Annotated in this window: 21 protein-coding genes; 11 read left to right on the forward strand and 10 right to left on the reverse strand. The window is 73.8% G+C overall.

The window, feature by feature from the left end:
• Positions 1-61 precede the first annotated feature (61 nt).
• From B0E53_RS19940 to B0E53_RS19955, 4 genes are all read right to left on the reverse strand, one after another.
• The gene (locus B0E53_RS19940) at positions 62-1,453 is read right to left on the reverse strand and encodes a HAMP domain-containing sensor histidine kinase (protein ID WP_107077456.1); all 1,392 of its coding nucleotides are present in this window, start codon (positions 1,451-1,453) and stop codon (positions 62-64) included.
• A gap of 7 nt (positions 1,454-1,460) precedes the next feature.
• Positions 1,461-2,141: a response regulator transcription factor gene (locus B0E53_RS19945; RefSeq protein WP_107077472.1), complete on the reverse strand. Its 681-nt coding sequence runs from the start codon at positions 2,139-2,141 to the stop codon at positions 1,461-1,463.
• Positions 2,142-2,233: 92 nt separating this feature from the next.
• The gene (locus B0E53_RS19950; protein WP_107077457.1) at positions 2,234-2,788 is read right to left on the reverse strand and encodes a hypothetical protein; all 555 of its coding nucleotides are present in this window, start codon (positions 2,786-2,788) and stop codon (positions 2,234-2,236) included.
• 112 nt (positions 2,789-2,900) lie between these two features.
• Entirely contained in the window at positions 2,901-3,494 is a 594-nt protein-coding gene (locus B0E53_RS19955) for an HD domain-containing protein (RefSeq protein WP_107077473.1), read from the reverse strand.
• A gap of 146 nt (positions 3,495-3,640) precedes the next feature.
• Between B0E53_RS19955 and B0E53_RS19960 the strand changes: the two genes are divergently transcribed.
• From B0E53_RS19960 to B0E53_RS19980, 5 genes are all read left to right on the forward strand, one after another.
• The gene (locus B0E53_RS19960) at positions 3,641-4,594 is read left to right on the forward strand and encodes an LpqB family beta-propeller domain-containing protein (protein WP_246835503.1); all 954 of its coding nucleotides are present in this window, start codon (positions 3,641-3,643) and stop codon (positions 4,592-4,594) included.
• 139 nt (positions 4,595-4,733) lie between these two features.
• Complete coding sequence (locus B0E53_RS19965) at positions 4,734-5,525, forward strand: class I SAM-dependent methyltransferase (protein ID WP_107077474.1); 792 nt, start codon at positions 4,734-4,736, stop codon at positions 5,523-5,525.
• Between the two features lie 55 nt (positions 5,526-5,580).
• Complete coding sequence (locus B0E53_RS19970) at positions 5,581-6,582, forward strand: hypothetical protein (protein ID WP_107077459.1); 1,002 nt, start codon at positions 5,581-5,583, stop codon at positions 6,580-6,582.
• Complete coding sequence (locus tag B0E53_RS19975; RefSeq protein ID WP_107077460.1) at positions 6,579-7,232, forward strand: hypothetical protein; 654 nt, start codon at positions 6,579-6,581, stop codon at positions 7,230-7,232. The genes B0E53_RS19970 and B0E53_RS19975 overlap by 4 nt, the downstream gene beginning before the upstream one ends.
• A gap of 21 nt (positions 7,233-7,253) precedes the next feature.
• The gene (locus tag B0E53_RS19980; RefSeq protein WP_246835504.1) at positions 7,254-8,150 is read left to right on the forward strand and encodes an inositol monophosphatase family protein; all 897 of its coding nucleotides are present in this window, start codon (positions 7,254-7,256) and stop codon (positions 8,148-8,150) included.
• A 14-nt stretch (positions 8,151-8,164) separates the two neighbouring features.
• On the opposite strand, the gene B0E53_RS19985 is transcribed toward B0E53_RS19980, so the two are convergent.
• From B0E53_RS19985 to B0E53_RS19995, 3 genes are read right to left on the reverse strand one after another with little or no spacing between them, the layout of a single operon-like run.
• Positions 8,165-8,473 carry a hypothetical protein gene (locus B0E53_RS19985; RefSeq protein WP_107077462.1) on the reverse strand — a complete coding sequence of 103 codons (309 nt, stop codon included), beginning with the start codon at positions 8,471-8,473 and terminating at the stop codon, positions 8,165-8,167.
• Between the two features lie 14 nt (positions 8,474-8,487).
• Positions 8,488-8,973, reverse strand: coding sequence for an NUDIX hydrolase (locus B0E53_RS19990; RefSeq protein ID WP_246835505.1), 486 nt, complete (start codon positions 8,971-8,973; stop codon positions 8,488-8,490).
• A gap of 24 nt (positions 8,974-8,997) precedes the next feature.
• Positions 8,998-10,218 carry a helix-turn-helix transcriptional regulator gene (locus B0E53_RS19995; RefSeq protein WP_246835506.1) on the reverse strand — a complete coding sequence of 407 codons (1,221 nt, stop codon included), beginning with the start codon at positions 10,216-10,218 and terminating at the stop codon, positions 8,998-9,000.
• A gap of 379 nt (positions 10,219-10,597) precedes the next feature.
• Here B0E53_RS19995 and B0E53_RS20005 point away from each other — a divergent pair, with 379 nt between their 5' ends.
• The 5 genes from B0E53_RS20005 to B0E53_RS20025 all read left to right on the forward strand — a co-directional run bounded on the left by B0E53_RS20005 (position 10,598) and on the right by B0E53_RS20025 (position 13,279).
• Positions 10,598-10,816, forward strand: coding sequence for a hypothetical protein (locus tag B0E53_RS20005; RefSeq protein ID WP_107077465.1), 219 nt, complete (start codon positions 10,598-10,600; stop codon positions 10,814-10,816).
• The gene (locus tag B0E53_RS20010; protein ID WP_107077476.1) at positions 10,813-10,992 is read left to right on the forward strand and encodes a hypothetical protein; all 180 of its coding nucleotides are present in this window, start codon (positions 10,813-10,815) and stop codon (positions 10,990-10,992) included. The genes B0E53_RS20005 and B0E53_RS20010 overlap by 4 nt, the downstream gene beginning before the upstream one ends.
• A gap of 76 nt (positions 10,993-11,068) precedes the next feature.
• On the forward strand, positions 11,069-11,707 hold the full coding sequence (locus B0E53_RS20015) for a M23 family metallopeptidase (RefSeq protein WP_107077466.1): 639 nt from the start codon (positions 11,069-11,071) through the stop codon (positions 11,705-11,707).
• 154 nt (positions 11,708-11,861) lie between these two features.
• Complete coding sequence (locus tag B0E53_RS20020; protein ID WP_107077467.1) at positions 11,862-12,593, forward strand: alpha/beta hydrolase; 732 nt, start codon at positions 11,862-11,864, stop codon at positions 12,591-12,593.
• Between the two features lie 200 nt (positions 12,594-12,793).
• Complete coding sequence (locus B0E53_RS20025) at positions 12,794-13,279, forward strand: hypothetical protein (RefSeq protein ID WP_210406143.1); 486 nt, start codon at positions 12,794-12,796, stop codon at positions 13,277-13,279.
• Here B0E53_RS20025 and B0E53_RS20030 read toward each other — a convergent pair.
• Complete coding sequence (locus B0E53_RS20030; RefSeq protein ID WP_107077469.1) at positions 13,276-14,061, reverse strand: NAD(P)H-binding protein; 786 nt, start codon at positions 14,059-14,061, stop codon at positions 13,276-13,278. The two genes, B0E53_RS20025 and B0E53_RS20030, sit on opposite strands and share 4 nt — an antisense overlap.
• A gap of 159 nt (positions 14,062-14,220) precedes the next feature.
• Between B0E53_RS20030 and sigJ the strand changes: the two genes are divergently transcribed.
• Positions 14,221-15,093, forward strand: coding sequence for an RNA polymerase sigma factor SigJ (gene sigJ / locus B0E53_RS20035; RefSeq protein ID WP_107077470.1), 873 nt, complete (start codon positions 14,221-14,223; stop codon positions 15,091-15,093).
• A 50-nt stretch (positions 15,094-15,143) separates the two neighbouring features.
• On the opposite strand, the gene B0E53_RS20040 is transcribed toward sigJ, so the two are convergent.
• Positions 15,144-16,040 (reverse strand): GNAT family N-acetyltransferase, encoded by an 897-nt coding sequence (locus tag B0E53_RS20040; RefSeq protein ID WP_107077471.1) that lies wholly within the window; start codon positions 16,038-16,040, stop codon positions 15,144-15,146.
• 99 nt (positions 16,041-16,139) lie between these two features.
• A complete protein-coding gene (locus B0E53_RS20045; RefSeq protein WP_107077477.1) occupies positions 16,140-16,742 on the reverse strand; it encodes a class I SAM-dependent methyltransferase in 603 nt (200 codons plus the stop codon).
• Positions 16,743-16,759: the final 17 nt, after the last annotated feature.

The following is a 16,759-nucleotide window of genomic DNA, read 5'->3' on the forward strand; positions in this document are numbered from 1 at the left end:
GTGCCGGTGCGCGGCGGGGCGCAGCCGGCGGCGAGCAGCAGCAGCGCGGCCAGCGGCGGGATCAGGCGTCGCACGGCCGGTCCCCGGGGTCGAGGGGGAGGGCGAGGCGGAAGCGGGTGCCGCGGCCGACCTCGCTGGCCACGTCGAGCCGGCCGCCGAGCAGCCGGGCGTTCTCGCGGGCGATGGCCAGGCCGAGTCCGCTGCCGGGGCCGGTGCGGGCCGGGTCGGCCTTGTAGAACCGGTCGAAGATGTGGGCCAGGTGGTCGGCGGGGATGCCGGGGCCGCGGTCGGCGACCTCGATGACGAGTTCGGCGCCAGTGTGCCGGAGCTCGGCGCGCAGGTCGCCGCCGCCGTGTTCCATCCCGTTGGCAACCAGGTTGGTCAGGATCCGTTCGAGCCGGCGCGGGTCGGTCACCACCGGCGGCGCGTCGCCGGCCACGGTGGCCCGGGCGGCGTCCCCGTGGCCGGCGACGATCCGGCGCAGCAGCGCGCCGGCGTCCACCGGGCGGGTGGCGAGCACCTCCCGCCCGGCGTCCAGGCGGGAGATCTCCATCAGCTCCTCGACCAGCCGGCGCAGCCGGACCACGTCGGCGACGAGCAGTTCGGCGGCCCGGCGGGCGTCGGCGGGCAGGGTGTCCAGCTGGTCGGCGAGCAGCGAGGCCGCCGCCACCAGGGCGGTGACCGGGGTACGCAGCTCGTGCGCCACGTCGGCGGTGAACCGCCGCTCCCGGGCCTGCGCCTGGGACAGTGCTTCCATCTTGGTTTCCAGCGCCTCGGCCATCTCGTTGAAGGAGGTGGCCCAGGCGCTGAACTCGTCCCGGCCGCGCACCGGCAGCCGCGTGTGCAGCAGCCCCTCGGCGACGGCCCGGGCGGCCCGGCTGGCCCGGCCGACGGGTTCCAGGGTGCGGCGGGCGAGGGCGTTGCCCACGCCGGCGGCGAGCAGCACCACCGCCGCCCAGCCGACCACCGAGGCGGTGCGGAGCTGGTCGAGGGCGTCGACGAGGTCGTCCTCGACGGTCACCACGTACAGCTCGGCGGTGGAGCCGGGGATCCGGCCGCCGACGACCAGCAGGTGCGGCCGGCCGGGGCTACGCTGGAAGCCGAGCTGCCCGGCGGCGACGGTCGCCCGCAGGTCCGGGTCGGGGGTGGGCGCGTACCGGGGGTTGGACGCCTCGGTGTCCCCGGTGACCAGCAGCACGTGCCGGCCGGACTCCTCGAAGCTGGCCAGCAGGTCGGTGCGGCGGGCGTCGGTCAGCGGCAGGAACTGCGCGGCGACCACCAGCTGGTAGCGGGCGTCGGCCGCGGCGCGTTGCAGCGAGCCGTCGAACCGGGCCTGCCGGAGCATCACGTAGGACCCGGCGGCCAGTGCGCCGGCGGACATGCCGGCGACGAGGACGAACGCGACGACGAGCCGGCGCCGCAGCCGCCCGGGTACGACTCTGCCGGCCACCATGGCGCGCTCACCCCGTCGCGAGCTTGTAGCCGGCCCCGCGGACCGTCCGGATCAGGGTCGGGGCGCCCGGGTCGTCCTCCACCTTGGCGCGCAGGCGCTGCACGGCGACGTCGACCAGCCGGGAGTCGCCGAGGTAGCTGTGTCCCCAGACCCGGTCGAGCAGCAGCTCGCGGGTGAACACCTGGCCGGGCCGCCGGGCCAGCTCCAGCAGCAGCCGGAACTCGGTGGCGGTGAGGGTCAGCTCCCGGCCGTCCTTGCGGGCCACGAAGCGGGCCGGGTCGATCTCCAGCGGGCCGGCGGCCACGGTGGTCTCGGGAGCCGGGGCGACGGTCCGGCGGAGCACGGCGCGGACCCGGGCGACCAGCTCCGGCAGGTCGAAAGGCTTGCGTAGGTAGTCGTCGGCCCCGCATTCCAGGCCGACCACCACGTCGATGGTGTCGGTACGGGCGGTGAGCATGAGGATCGGCACCTGACTGGTGCGCCGGATCTCCCGGCACACCTCGAATCCGTCGAGGCGGGGGAGCATCACGTCGAGCACGATGAGGTCGACCGGGCCGGCCCGCCACGCGGCGAGGGCGGCCGGGCCGTCGGCGGCGGTGTCCACCCGGAACCCGGCCCGGCGCAGGCCGAGGGCGGTCACCTCCCGGATGGAGGCGTCGTCCTCGACGACCAGCACGCGGCCCTCCATGACCACTCAGGGTAGTCCGGCGCGACGCCGCGGGGCGTGGGCGCAACGGACGGTGATGAGGGGCCGGTCGGCCCCTCTCACCTGCGGAAAGATCATGCCTGCCACTGGTGGGCCACGTCGATCACGATGCGGCTGTGCGTGCCGGGGCCGCTGAGCACGAAGACCCGGAACGGCAGCTGGGCGCGGACGCCCACCGCGAAGGTGGTGTAGCCCTCGAAGCTGCCGCCGAAGACGACGTCCCGCAGCGTGCGGTAGCCCAGCGCGGACGCGGCGTGCTCACCGGCGCGGTAGGGCAGGGTGGCGGCGTGCGCGTCGTCGTACGCGGGGGCCCGCAGCGACACCGACAGCAGCGCGCCACCGGCGGTGTACGGGCTCAGCGCAAGCCCCTGCCCCTCGGTGTACGTCTCGCCGTAGGCGACGGAGTAGCCGTTCGCCGGTCCGGCGAACTCGAAGACCACCCGGTCCCAGCAGTCGTGCCGGCCGGTGCGGACCTCGATCAGCGGGTCGGTGCCGAGGGTGCCGGCCGACTTGGCCGTGCTGCCCCAGGTGATCCCGCAGTACGGCACCGCCGCGTTGGCGCCGCCGGTGCCGGCGACCAGCCCGCCGAGCACGACGACCAGCGCCAGCAGTGTTCTCCTCAGTCTCATGGTGGCCTCCCTGGTGTGCCGGGACCCCGTCCGGTGTCCCTGCCCTGACGGTCGGCGCGCCGTGCCACAGCGGCTTCGCAGCCGGGTAACCGCCGGGTAACAACCGGACGGATCAGCCGTGCACCGGGTGCTCGGCCTGGAAGGCGAGCCGGCGGTCCGCGTCGCCGGCCAGCCCGGCGAGCACGTCGTCGAGGTCGAGGAAGGCCTGCCAGGGCGGCTGCCCAGTGATGTCGGCCAGCCGGTCGACCACCAGTTCCTCCAGGTCGGTGACGCGCTTGCCCTTCCACACCTTGTCGGCGAGGCTGACCAGCAGGTCCTCCAGTTGTACGCCCGGCGCGTGCCAGGCGGCGTGGGTGACGGCGAACCGGGCCCGCTCCTCGGGGACGCCGAAGCGCAGCAGCAGCTGGTAGCCCGCCTCCTCGTGGGCCGAGCCGGGCCCGGACAGCTCCTCGGGGTGCTCGACCTTGCCGAGGTCGTGGATCGCCGCCCCGAACAGCACCGCCTGCCGGTCGAACGGCACCAACGGGAAGCGTTCGGCGAACGCGGCGGTGAGCTGCCGGGCGACGTCGTGCACCAGCCGCAGGTGCGCGGCGAGCCGGGGCGGCGCGTGCAGGGCGGCGAGCAGTTCGGCGGCCACTCCGGGCAGGGGGAGCAGCGGCGGGTCGCCCGGGTCGGTGAGGGCGCGGCGCAGCGCGTCGGAGGTCACCGGGGCGAGGGTACCGGCCCGCAGGGCGGTGACCGTACGGGATGACCGTGTGGCCGACGGTGGACCGGCCACTCGCCCGATGCCGTCCTGATCGTCCGTTCAGGAGGGTGGAGCGACGTCTATCACGGGGGTGTTTCATGACTGAGATGAATCGACGTGCACTGCTGCGTGCCGCCGCGCTGGCCGGCGCGGCCACGGCGGCCGGCCTGGCCGGTGGGTTGACCGCCGCGCCCGCCGCCGCGGCGGAGTCCACCGGGGTGGTCAACGGGCCGTGGCTGGTCAGCGTCGGCTGGGGGGTGCTCCAGGTCAACCCTGGCCACACCACGCCGCAGCGGCTGCTCGCCGACGGCGACCAGGCCACCACGTCGCCCGACGGCCGCTACGTGGCCTGGATCAACAACGCCCGGTCCGGCGACGGCAGCCTCATGCCGTACGTGTCGCTGTTCGACCGGGTCACCGGCGAGATCCGGAAGCTGCTCGCCGACCCGTTCGGCACCCACTACGGGGCCCCGACGTGGTCCCCGGACGGCGCGCAGATCGCCCTGGTCATCGGGAACGACACCCTGGTCGCGGTCGACGTGGCCACGGCCGCGAAGCGGGTGCTCGTCCAGGGACACACCATGTCGTACCCGAACTGGTCCCGGGACGGCTCAATGATCGTCATGCGCTGGGTCAGCCGCTCCGAGGGGTCGCAGCTGCGTACGCTGGAGCTGGCCACGGGCAAGGTGCGGCCGATCTACACCCCCGAGGCGGCTGGCGAGCTCTTCCACGGGCCGGTCTTCATGCCCAACTCGGAGCGGGTGGTGTTCTGCACCAACCGGTGGACCCGGGACACCGAGGTGCTCGGTGGAGCGGCGCTCGGCTCGGTGCGGATCGACGGCACCGGCCTCAAGCGGCTCACCGACGAGCCCCGGTACTACCTGTCCCCGGTGTTCTCGCCCGACGGGCGCTACTGCGCCGCGCTGTCGGTGCCGCCGACCAACGAGGCCCCCGACGGCGGCAACATCATCGTCTCGACCAGCGGCTTCGGCGAGCCCTGGTGGATCCCCGGCGACGAGTACGACGACAGCAGCCGGCTCGACTGGGCCCGCGCCATCTGACCCGACACCGCGACGCGGCGGCCGGCATCCCGGCCGCCGCGTCGGCGTACCGGGTCGATTTCCGGGCCGCCGGGCGGGAGCGGTGCGAGGCTGGAGACGGGCGCCGCCGACGGGGGCGACGACCGCAGTGGAGGGTACGATGGCCGAGCCGCCGACCGGGACCTCGTCGCGCAGCGCGCAGGCGCACGGCCGCCGCGCCAACCGGCGCAGCTACCACGACGGCGCGCAGGTCAACGGGTACGTCGACGACCCGTACCACCGGATCCGCCGGGCGGTCGCGGCCCGGCTCATGGTCGACGGCGTGCCCGCGGGACGGCCGGTGCTGGAGCTGGGCTGCGGCCCGCGCAGCATGCTCGACCCGGCGGCGCTGCCCGGCCCGCTCGTGGTGGCCGACATGGCCGAGACCGCGCTCGGCGCGGCCCGGGAGGCCGCCGGCGGCGCGGCCCTGCCGGTCTGCCTGGACGCCACCCGCGGCCTGCCGTTCCGCGCGGGCAGCTTCGCCGGCCTGCTCACCGGCGAGCTGATCGAGCATGTCTACGACCCGCTCGCGCTGCTGCGCGAGTGCCACCGGGTCCTCGCCCCGGGCGGGCTGCTCGTGCTGACCACCCCCAACCTGGCGCCGGCGCAGGACCGGCTGGCCTTCCTCGCCGGCCGGGCGCCCCGCCAGGTGGACCCGCTGCACCCCTACCTGTGGCTGCACATCAGGCCGTTCACCGCGTCGCTGCTGCGGCGGGTGCTGTGCCGGGCCGGGTTCGCGCCGCTGGCGATCCGGTCCAACGAGGTCGGTTGGCGGCTCCCGGGTGGACGCTGGGTCGCCTCCCGGCTGCTGGCCCGGGTCGCGCCGGGGCTCGGTGGCTCGCTGATCTGCGCCGCGCGGCGCACGGCGGGGGCGCCGTCACCGAGGGGCACGGGGCAGCCGAACAGCGCGTGATGGTGATATTGACAAAGGGCTATCATGGAGGTTCCGTCGTCGACCGGGGGATGTCATGGCGCGCCTGTTCACCTGGGTCGTCAACAATCTCGACGCGTTCATCGGCCTGCTGCTGGCCGTGACCGTGGCCGTCCTCGGCCTGACGAACACGGTCAGCCAGGACGTTGTCAACAGCGCCATCCTGCTGGTCCTCGCGGTGCTCGCGCAGGCCGTGCTGCGCGACCGGCTGCGCCGGGAGACCGCCCAGCAGCAGGTGCGGGAGGTCATGCGCGACACTCGCGACCGGCTCACCGAGCTGGTCCCGCAGATGCACGAGATCACCGGCCCGGAGGGAGCGCTGAACCGGGCCCGCGGGGCGATCGACAGCGTCTCCATGGTCCGGGTGCTGCACGGCAGCGAGGTCGGGCAGGCGCTGGCCGAGGCGCGCCGGCACACCGACCGGTGGAACTTCAAGGGCGGCACCGGCACCTTCACCCGGGCGGTCACCCTGCCGGAGTGCCTGGAGCACGCCCGCCGGCGCAACGCCACCCTCCACTTCGCCATCGAGATCATCGACCCGACCGACGAGGGGGTCTGCGAGCGGTACGCGCGGTTCCGGCGCAGCCTGGATCCGGACGCGCCGGGGGAGCGGTGGACGGTGGACCGCACCCGCAAGGAGTCGTACGCGACCGTGCTGGCCGCCTGCTGGCACCTGCAACGCTCCGGGCTGCTCACCGTCGAGGTCCGGCTCTCCGCGCAGATGACCACCTTCCGCTACGACCTCTCCTCGACCTGCGTGATCATCACGCAGGAGAACCCGCAGACCCCGGCGCTGCGGATCGACCGCAAGGAGCTCTACTACAACCGGTTCAACATCGAGTTGCAGTACAGCCGCGAGCAGAGCCGGCGGGTGCCCGTCGAGGCCGCCGCGCCGGTGAAGCTCGACGACGAGCCCTCGGTGGAGCAGGTCCGCCGGCTGTTCACCACACTCGGGCTGCCGCTACCCCGGTCCTACGGCGACCGCGAGGTCGCCGACATCGTGAGCCGGGCCATCCAGGCGAGGAACCCGTACGCATGATGACCTACGCCGACCTCGAACGGGAGATCGACCGGGGCGCCCGGCCGGAGCTGCTGCGCGGCTGGGTGCTCGACGTCCTCGACGACGTCGCCGAGGGGCGGCGGCCGCTGCTGGCCGTACGGCACCCGCTCGGCTTCACCTGCCTGCCGGTGGAACGCACCGGCCCGGACGGGATCTGCGTGCACGCCTGGCCGGCCGACCCGCCGCCGCTGCGGCCGACCACCTCGACCATGCACTCGCACAGCTGGGACCTGCTCAGCCACGTGCTGCACGGCACGGTCCGCAACGAGCTGATCGAGGTGACCGACGCCCCCGCCGACCCGGCCTGGCGGATCTACGAGGTGCACAGCCGCGGCGACGTCGACGAGATGGCGGCCACCGACCGGCTGGTCACCGCCGCGACCGCCACCGTGGAGACGCACACCGCCGGCGACTCGTACGCGCTGCGCGCCGGCGGCTTCCACACCTCGGAGGTCGACGCCGGCGAGCCGGCGGTCACGGTGGCGCTCGGCCGGACCACCCCCGGCGTGTGCGACCTGAGCCTCGGCGCGGTGGACGGGCGCAGCCACCGGGTACGCCGGGACCGCTGCGACCCGGCGGAGACGGCACGGATGGCGCGGGAGATCGCGCGACTGGTGGCACGGGGCTGACTGGCTGGAGGAGCCATGGACATGGAGCCGAACAGAAACGGGCCCGACCTGCGCGACGCGCACCGGTTCGCGGTGGAGGCGGCCCAGGCGGCCGGGCGGCTGCTGCGCCAGGGCACCCGGGGGCAGCTGCACGCCCGGGCCAAGAACGACTCCGGTGACCTGGTCACCGACCTGGACCTGGCCGCCGAACGGCTCATCGTCGATCGGATCCGGGCCCGCTGGCCGGAGCACGGGGTGATCGCCGAGGAGGGCGGCGAGTACGTGGCCGACAACTCCTGGGCCTGGTTGGTCGACCCGCTCGACGGGACCAACAACGTGGCGATCGGGCTGCCCGCGTACGTGGTCGGGATCGCCCTCTGCGACCACGGCTCGCCGGTGCTCGGCGTGGTGCACGACCCGGTCGCCGGCCGCACCTGGTCCGCGGTGCGCGGCCGGGGCGCCTTCGTGCACGAGTCCGGGCCGGCCGGCCGCCCCCTGCACGCGCCCCGCCGCCCGGTGCCGACCGCGCCGGTGCTGGCCTGGACCCAGGGGCACGAGGTGGCGCGGGACGACAGCACCGCCCGCGCGCTGAAGGTCGTGCTCGACACCACCGCCCGCCGGGTGCTGCAACTGTGGGCGCCGCTGCTGTCCTGGGTGATGCTGGCCCGCGGCGACATCGACGGCATCGTCGGCTACCGTCCCGAGGCGGTCGACCTGCCGGCCGGGATGCTGCTCGCCGCCGAGGCCGGCATGGTGGTCCGCGCGCTCGACGGCGGCTGCTTCGACGACCGGTACGGCTGCCCGGCGGACCGGCGCAGCTTCGTGGCGGGCCCGCCGGAGACCATCGACCGGCTGGTCAAGCTGGTCACCGCGGCACAGTGGATCGAGCCGCAGGTCCGCCAGCTCACCCCGATCAGCCTCTCCACCGTCGGCTGGTGAGCCCCGCCCGCCGGTCAGTCGGTGAAGCCGGGCTGGAACCGGGGAGACGCCTCACCGGGCTCGGCCCACCAGCGGCCGCGTCGGATCCGCACGCCCGGCACGTCCGCCAGTAGGCCGTCCGGGTCCACCAGGCTCGCCAGCGCCTGCGGCAGGTCGGTGCGCAGCTCGGCGGCGGCCTCCTCGATGGTGTCCGGCTCGCTCGGCCAGTCGATGTCCGCGTCCCGCAGCCGCTGCCCCGCGAGGGCCGCCACGGCGCCCGGATCGTCGATGAGGACCTCGACGCGGCAGTACACCCGCATCACAACCGGCTCGCCGTTCTCCACGCACCTACCCCCGGCTATCGATCTACGAGGCGGGGAACTGCGACGCCGTGCTCGGCGTAGGCGGCATGTCCCTGGTCCCTCGCCGTTACGGCTGCCCGGATCCGCCGATCGAGGCGTGCCGGCACATGCGTCGCCATGGCGTCGACATCGACGTGGCGCCACTCGGCCAACTCGCCGTCGAGGAACCTGATGGCGCGCTCCTGCTCGATGGTCAGCACGCCGCCATCGAAGATGAAGAGAAGCTTGTCGCCCTCGTTGTCGGCGGGTGCCCAGTCGACCACCAGCATGGGGCCGACAGAGATGTCGAGGCCAAGTTCCTCCCGCACTTCCCGCACACAGGCATCGCGGGGGGACTCGCCCGGCTCGACGTACCCGCCAGGGATGTCCCAATGCTGTTTGTAGGTCGGCCGGACGAGAAGTACGTGCCCCTCGTGATTGACGAAGAGGGCGCCAGCGGCGACGTGTGGGGTCGCCATGGCTGATGTCTCGTCAGTGGTCACCAGGGCAGCCTAGACGGCTCAAGGTCAGTCGAGGACTCTGAGCCGTCGCGCCAGAGCGACCAGTGGGGCGGAGGGCTTGCCGCGCTGCCGTCGTATCCAGGTCAGGGTGAGTTGACGGCTGAGGAAGTGGTGTTGGACCTGCTGCGGCGCCATGCGCTCGGCCTCTAGGAGGACGGCCTGGGCATCGTCGAGCCGGTTCCAGGCGCTGTAAGCGCGGGCGACTTCGAGGGCATGCCGTACCCGGCGCTCCATGGGCAATCCTGAGGTGTCGACGCGCGGACCGAGGTCGACGGCAACCTGAATGTCGCCGAGTTCGGCGGCGGCGGCAACCCGGTGGATGGCGACGTTGGTGGGACCGAACGCGGTCCAGAGGTGATTGGCGTCGGTCCCGAGCCGGGCGGCCGCCTGACCAGCGGCGGTGAGAAACGCGCGGGTGGTGGCCGCGTCTTCGGCCCTGGCGGCGGCCATCGAGCCGGACAGGTAGAGGGTCCCGTAGACGGAGAGCAAGGCGGGTGTGGGGTGTCTCAGGTGGGGTGTCAGATACTCGGCGGCGTGTTCGGTGAGGCGTACCGCCTCCGCGTAGCGGCCGATGGCGTGGAGGGCGTGACCGACTGAGCGGAACAGGGAGCCGATGACCACAGGGTCGCCGGTGGCGTGGACGGCGGCCAGGCCACGGTCGGCGGCGATCCACGCAAGATCCCTTTCGCCGAGCTTCGTCAACTGGGTTGCCGCCAACTGGTACGCCAGGCCGAGCAACCGGCGGGCCTGATCCTGCTCGATGCCGTCATGGTGGTCGACCGCGGCTTGACTGTGCTGGAGGAGATCCGGCAGACGAGCGGTGACCCAGCCGAATCGGGAGTCCTGATAAGCGCTCCAGAGGCTGCTCAGCTCCTGCCAGAGCAAGGGGATGCTCAGCGGTCGCGCTGCGGTGTCGCCGAGCGGAGCGAACACGCGATAGTTCATCAGGGCGGTACGGAGAGCGGGCACGCTGCCGGTGCTACTGCCTCCGGTCCGGGCCACCAGCGACGGTTCGCCGAGCAGGTCGCCGAGGGAGACTTCCAGCACCTCAGCCAGCGACTTCATGACGGAGAGCCGGTCCAGCTCGATGCGGTTGTTTTCGATCTTGCCCAGCCAGTCGGCCGTACGGCCGATCAGCCCGGCCAGGACCTCCTGGGACAGGCCGCGCCGTCGCCGATACCAGGCTACGCGTTCGCCGATGGTCAGGGTGTCAGTCCGTTCGCCCACGTCGTCACCTTCTCGGGTCGACAGCCTGTGACCCCGGAAGGATTTTCCGGGACATCGGACAGGCTCGCTACAGCCTGTGTTCATGATGCAGCCCAAGGTGGTGGCTTCGGGCGCTTCGGCCCGGAGGGTGTCGTACGAGGAGTACCTGTACGCCGTCGCGCTGACTCTCGCTCGTCGGCATCGGCCGGTGTGGTGCTGGCGCAGGTGGCGGCAGGTCTGTCGCTGCGGTGCCGACCTGCCCTGTCACGCCCGTCACCGCATCCCGATCAACGGTGGGCACTGGCCGGGAGGCGAATGAGATGCGCGACGATCAGGGACCGTGGCTTGTCGCCACGCATCCGCACGGGCTGGACGGACTTGGCGGGGCCGGGTGCCGCGAGTGACCACGCACGAGCCGGTGCTGCCGGTCTGGAGCTGCGGCGGCTGTGGCGCCCCATGGCCCTGCACGACCCGCCGTCAGCAACTGGGGGCCGAGTTCGACCACGCGCCGGTGTCGCTCGCGCTCTACTTGGGTGCGCAACTCGTCCGGGCGTCCGCCGATCTGCACTGGTTGCCTGCCGGCGCACTGCACCGACGGTTTCTCGGGTGGGTGCGGTGAGCATCCTGCTCGCCGGGGACGGCAAATTTCATTACAGCGACGGGTCGCACAAGTGGATTCCACCGGACCCGGACTACGACCAGGAGGTCTGGAACGAGCAGGTCCGGCAGCACCTGCACGGGCACCTGCGCAACGAGCGCCCGAAGGTGCGGGTGCGGCGCATCATCGTGGGCTGACCGGAGCGTCGGCCGCGACCGGGAAGGGCCGCCAGGTCAGCAGGCGGCCGGCGTCCGCCAGTGGTCGGTCTCTGTCATGCTCGGGGCGGTGACGACCCAGCCAGACGGACCCCGCGACCGGCGCCGCGTCGTTCTCGCGCTCGGCGGGGCCGCGGCCGTTCTCGCCCTCGCCGTTGTCGTCGTACCCCTGCTGCGGCCGCCGGGTCCGCGCCCGCCGTTCCAGCTCCCCGTTTCCTGCGGCGAGCGCTGGCGGCTGGGCACGTACCCCGGCCACGACGACTACGACGTCGACCTGTTCCCCACGGAAGGCGACGCGTGGGGGCGGCCGGTGCTCGCGTCCTACGCCGGCACGGTCACCGTGGCGGGGATCAACGGGTCCCTGGGCGGGCGTACCCCGGACAACCCGAAGGGTCCGCGCGGACGTGGCGGAGGGTACTGGGTGAAGATCGACCACGGTGGCAGGTGGGAGACGCAGTACCTGCACCTGCTCGAACCGCCCCTGGTCCGGGCCGGACAGCGGGTCGCCCGGGGCGAGCAGTTGGGGCGGGTGGGCAGCACCGGAAACTCCGGCGCGCCGCACCTGCACTACGAGCAGCACCGGGGCCGGGAGAAGGTCGAGACGTGGTTCGACGGCTCGCCGTCGGGCATCACCGACGACGACACCGAGTACAGCGTCACGGTCATGAGCAACAACTGCCCGACGGGGCGGCCGTAGGCGGTCGTTGAGCCCCTCGTGATAGCTTCTGCGTCGCTGTGCGCCGCTGTGAACTGAGGAGGTGAGACCGATCAACGCTGTGACAGGTCGGGCCTCCCTCCCTCGAATGGCCTAGGGAGTGCCCGCAGAAGGCATCCCGAAAGGCTCGAAAGCTATGCGCGTCAACTCCGAGACGTCCTCCGACGGCGTCACCGAACAGCTCTTCACGCTCGGCGAGATTCCTGGCGTGCTGTGGACGCCGGAAGGTGCCGCCGGTACGCGTCCCCTCATCCTCATGGGACACGGCGGCGGCCAGCACAAGAAGGCCCCCGACATCGTGGACCGTGCACGCCGCTTCGTGGCGGAGTGTGGTTTCGCGGTCGCGGCGGTGGATGTGCCCGGCCATGGTGACCGGCCAACGGATGAGAAGTACGACCGGATCGCGACCGAGAACCAGGCCCGCGTGGCTAACGGAGAGGAACTGGCTCCGCTGATCGCCGATTTCCAGGCGCTCGTGGCTCGCCAGACCGTCCCGGAGTGGCAGGCGGTCCTGGACGCGGTCCAGGATCTTGAACACGTCGGCGCCGGTCCGGTGGGCTACTGGGGCGTGTCGTTGGGCTGCGGCCTCGGCGTGCCGTTCGTCGCCGCCGAACCCCGGGTCCGTGCGGCGGTGCTCGGCCTGGGCGGGGCGCTGGCGACAGCAGAGGCCGCCGCGCGGATCACCGTGCCGGTGGAGTTCCTGCTGCAGTGGGACGACGAGCGGGTGCCGCGGGCGCAGGGCCTGGCGCTGTTCGACGCCCTGGGCTCAGCCGAGAAGACCCTGCACGCCAACAACGGCAGGCACGGCGACATGCCGGCCTTCGAACTGGACAGCACGGTGCGGTTCTTCGCCCGGCACCTCGGCTGACAGCCCCGGCCCCGTGGTCCGCGACGCGCCGATCGGGATCCGCTCGCCGATCGGCGCGTTCGGCGAACCGGGTACGGGTTCCACAGGACCGATGAGTTCCGGCTCGCCGCGTCGTCTACAGGTGGGAACGTCCCCCTTCGGCGCCTGTGGGAGCTTGAGGTGAGATGACGAGGAGCGTGCACACCGTGGACCAGGAGAACGTGACCGCCACCCTGACTGTCGCCGTGCCCGCCGCGAGGGTGTTCGCGGTGCTGGCGGACCCGACGACCCATGCTGCGATCGACGGCACCGGCTGGGTCCAGGAACCTGTCGACCGGGCGCCGCTGACCGAGGTGGGGCAGATCTTCCGGATGGACATGTATCACGCCAACCATCCGGACGGTGACTACCAGGTGGCCAACAAGGTGCAGGTGCTCGATCCACCGCGCGCCATCGGCTGGCTGACGGGGGAGGAGAAGGGCGACGGTCATCTGGAGTTCGGCGGCTGGATGTGGCGTTACGACCTTGCGCCGCTCGGTCCGTCCGAGACCGAGGTCACGCTCACCTACGACTGGTCGGCGGTGCCGCCGTTCATCCGGGAGTACATCCAGTTCCCACCCTTCGGCCCTGAGCATCTCGCCAACTCGCTGCGCCACCTGGCCGAGCTTGCCGCACCGAGGTCCCCGGCCTCCAAGTCCGGCGGCTAGGCCGGGCGGATCGCCGCCGGCTGCCGCAGCCGCTCCGCCAGGAACGCCTCCCAGGTGCGGACACCGAGGGTGGCCCCGGGGCGGGCGAGGTTGTCCCCGTTCCGGTACGCCCGGCCGGCCTTGCCGGGCAGCCGGACCGGCAGCCGCAGCCGGCGCCGGCCGACGGCCGTCAGGTAGCCGGTGACCAGCTCGTCGAGGCCGTACACCCGGGGCCCGGCCAGCTCGGGCGCCAGGCCGGCCGGCGCGCCCAGCGCCAGCTCGACCATCCGGGCCGCCACCTCGCGGGCGTCGACCGGCTGGAGGCGCAACCCGCCGGGGACCGGGACCACCGGCAGCTTCGCCATCTTCTCCACCATGGTCAGCGCCAGGTCGTGGAACTGGGCGGCGCGCAGCGTGGTCCACGGCACGCCCGACCCGGCGACGGCCCGTTCGGCGTCCAGCTTGGACCGCAGCCAGGCCAGCGGCACCCGGTCGGCCCCGACCACCGAGATGTACACGAGGTGCCGCACGTCGGCGCGCCGGGCGGCGTCGACCAGGTGGCGGGTGGCCAGGTCGTCGCCCTTGGGGCCGCCGGCCAGGTGCAGCACGGTGCCGACCCCGCGTACCGCCGGGTCGACGCCCGCGCCGGTGAGCAGGTCGGCGGTGACGTGCTCGACGCCGTCGACGGGCCGGCCGCCGCTGCGGCTGAGCACCCGCACCGGGTGGCCGGCGTCGCGCAGCAGCGGCACGACGAGCCGGCCGAGGGTGCCGGTGCCGCCGGCGACCAGGATGGGTGCGTTCATGTCGTCCTCCGTGTCTGGCAGATCCGCTACGGTGCGGGCTTCACCGGCTCGACCCGCGGCGGGCGGCAGGTGTGACCGACGTGACGGGTGTCACAGGCCGTCACACGGACGGGCCGGCCCGGGTCGGCCAGCCGGGACCCCGCGAGGAAGGACTGGGACATGGGCGAGGACACCTGGCTGGCCGAGCGGTTCGAGCAGCAGCGCCCGCAGCTGCGCGCCGTGGCGTACCGGATGCTCGGCTCCCTGACCGAGGCCGAGGACGCCGTGCAGGAGACCTGGCTGCGGCTCGCCCGGACCGACACCACCGAGGTGGACAACCTGGCCGCCTGGCTGACCACGGTGGTCGCCCGGGTCTGCCTGAACACCCTGCGGGCCCGCGCCAGCCGGCGTGAGGACCCCCTCGACGTACGCCTGCCCGACCCGGTCGTCGACGTCGCCGAGGCCGATCCCGCGCACGCCGCGGTGCTGGCCGACTCGGTCGGGCTGGCGCTGCTGGTGGTCCTGGACACCCTGACCCCGACCGAGCGGCTCGCCTTCGTGCTGCACGACATGTTCGGCGTGCCCTTCGAGGAGATCGGCGCGCTGGTCGACCGGTCGCCGGCCGCCGCCCGGCAGCTCGCCAGCCGGGCCCGCCGCCGCGTACGCGGGCAGGCGCCTGCGCCGGACCCGGACCTGGCCCGCCAGCGGGAGGTGGTCACCGCGTTCCTGGCGGCAGCCCGGGAGGGCGACTTCGACGGGCTCGTCGCTGTGCTGCACCCCGACGTGGTGCTCCGCTCCGACGGCGGGACCGCCCGGGCCCGGCACTCCACCGTGCTCACCGGCGCGCGGGTGGTGGCCGCGCAGGCCACCACGTTCGGCCGGTTCTCGCCGTTCGCCCGGCCGGTGCTGGTCAACGGCGCCGCCGGGGTGCTGGTCAGCGCGGCCGGCCGGCCGCTGTCGGTGATGGCGTTCACGGTCACCGGCGGGCGGATCGCCGCCATCGACGTGATCGCCGACCCGGAGCGGCTGGCCGCGCTCGACCTCGGCCGCTGATCCCGCTGCCGACGGCCGGCCCGCGGCGTCGGCCGGCCGTCGGGTCGGTGTCAGGGGACGATGACCAGGTTGGCCATGTCGACCACCGGCCGGTAGCCGAGGTTGGCGTAGATCCGGTTCGAGGTCGGGTTGGCCTGGTCGGTGAAGAGGCACACCCGGGCACCCTCGGCCCGCAGCAGCCGGGAGACCTCCGCGACCGCGTTGCTGGCCCAGCCCCGCCCGCGCTGCTCCGGCGGGGTGTAGACCGGGCCGATCCGGGCGACGCCGAACGACGGCGGGTTGGCGGCGGTGAGGTGCACCGGCCGGCCCGCCTCGGTCCAGAACCACAGCCGCCCACCCCGGATCCGGCGCAGCAGCTCGGCCCGGTCGGGGGTCTCGTGCGCGCTGACCCCGCGCGGGCGGCCCGCCTGCTCGTCGGCGTCGGCCATGAACGCGTCGAACCACTCGGCGGCCAGGTCGACGTCGTCCTCGGTGGCGACCGTCAACGCGCCGGGCACCCGCGCCGGCTGCACCAGCTCGCCGAGCTCGTGCAGCCGGGTGTGCTGGGCGACCTCGACCCGGCCGCCGCCGAGCCGGGTCACCTCGGCGGCGCACCGCCGGACCGCGGGCAGCGCGCCGTTGACGGCGCGTACCTCCTCGCCGCGCTCGTGCCACACCCGGGCCAGCGCCACGGCCGCCTCCTCGGGCATCGGCAGCAGGAACGGCGGACGCGGCGCGAAGGGCACCGTCCGCATCCCGGCGCCGACCACCGCCCCGGACGCGTCCCGGACCACCAGCCACCAGTCGTCCCCGGGCGGCGGGACCCCGTCGGCGCGCCGGTCCAGCATCCGGTGCGCGACGGTGGCCACGACCGTGCCGACCACCGGGTTCGCCGCCAGATGGTCGCCGGCGGCGGCGAGGAAGTCGCCCGGATCGGTGCAGAAGTGCAGGGTCGGTTCGTCGCTCATGCGCCGCACGGTAGCCCGCCACCGCGGTGTGGCCGTACCGGATATCCGGCGGGCAGCTTCCGACCCGCGGCTCCGTCGGGTGCGCGCCGACGGGCGTGCTTAGCCGACGGCCAGCTCGGCGAACCAGCGCCGGCCGGCCGGGTGGAGCTCGCGGACCACCAGGCCGGCCGTCGCGGCGGGCTCGTGCACCGCCCGGGTGTCCAGCCGCGCCCAGCCGAAACTCGGCCCCCGGCGCCGCCCGGACACCACGCGCGCCCGACCCTGCCAGGTGCCGCTGCCGGGCGGGTCCAGCTCGACCAGGACCGTGCCGTCCGGGCGGAGCAGCTCCCGGCACCGGCGCAGCAGCCGTGCCGGGTCACCGCCGATGCCGATGTTGCCGTCCAGCAGCACCACGTGCCGCCACCGGCCCTCGGCGGGCAGCCGGTCGAAGAGGTCGGCCTGGACGGCGACGGCGCCCCGCGCCCGGGTCAGCGCCACCGCCCGGGCCGAGACGTCGACTCCCACGGTGGCCAGCCCGGCCCGGGCCAGCGCCACGGTGAGCCGGCCCGGCCCGCAACCCAGGTCCAGCGTCGGGCCGGCGCAGCGCGACACCACGGCGTCGGTCGCCGGCTCGGCCGGCCCGTGCCACCGCTCCACCGGCAGCCGGCGGCGGGTCCCGTCGGCCTGCACCAGCCAGTGCGCGTCGGCGTCCCGGTGGCGCAGCGCGGTGCCGAAGCCGT

The organism is Micromonospora sp. MH33, assembly GCF_003013775.1.
Classification (GTDB): Bacteria; Actinomycetota; Actinomycetes; order Mycobacteriales; family Micromonosporaceae; genus Micromonospora; species Micromonospora fulviviridis.

Excerpts from the sequence above, each read along its gene's own strand:
- B0E53_RS19940 (WP_107077456.1), bottom strand. The coding sequence starts at position 1,453 with ATGGTGGCCGGCAGAGTCGTACCCGGGCGGCTGCGGCGCCGGCTCGTC.
- B0E53_RS19945 (WP_107077472.1), bottom strand. The coding sequence starts at position 2,141 with ATGGAGGGCCGCGTGCTGGTCGTCGAGGACGACGCCTCCATCCGGGAG.
- B0E53_RS19950 (WP_107077457.1), bottom strand. The coding sequence starts at position 2,788 with ATGAGACTGAGGAGAACACTGCTGGCGCTGGTCGTCGTGCTCGGCGGG.
- B0E53_RS19960 (WP_246835503.1), top strand. The coding sequence starts at position 3,641 with ATGAATCGACGTGCACTGCTGCGTGCCGCCGCGCTGGCCGGCGCGGCC.
- B0E53_RS19965 (WP_107077474.1), top strand. The coding sequence starts at position 4,734 with ATGGCCGAGCCGCCGACCGGGACCTCGTCGCGCAGCGCGCAGGCGCAC.
- B0E53_RS19970 (WP_107077459.1), top strand. The coding sequence starts at position 5,581 with ATGGCGCGCCTGTTCACCTGGGTCGTCAACAATCTCGACGCGTTCATC.
- B0E53_RS19975 (WP_107077460.1), top strand. The coding sequence starts at position 6,579 with ATGATGACCTACGCCGACCTCGAACGGGAGATCGACCGGGGCGCCCGG.
- B0E53_RS19980 (WP_246835504.1), top strand. The coding sequence starts at position 7,254 with ATGGAGCCGAACAGAAACGGGCCCGACCTGCGCGACGCGCACCGGTTC.
- B0E53_RS20015 (WP_107077466.1), top strand. The coding sequence starts at position 11,069 with ATGCTCGGGGCGGTGACGACCCAGCCAGACGGACCCCGCGACCGGCGC.
- B0E53_RS20020 (WP_107077467.1), top strand. The coding sequence starts at position 11,862 with ATGCGCGTCAACTCCGAGACGTCCTCCGACGGCGTCACCGAACAGCTC.
- B0E53_RS20030 (WP_107077469.1), bottom strand. The coding sequence starts at position 14,061 with ATGAACGCACCCATCCTGGTCGCCGGCGGCACCGGCACCCTCGGCCGG.
- sigJ (WP_107077470.1), top strand. The coding sequence starts at position 14,221 with ATGGGCGAGGACACCTGGCTGGCCGAGCGGTTCGAGCAGCAGCGCCCG.
- B0E53_RS20040 (WP_107077471.1), bottom strand. The coding sequence starts at position 16,040 with ATGAGCGACGAACCGACCCTGCACTTCTGCACCGATCCGGGCGACTTC.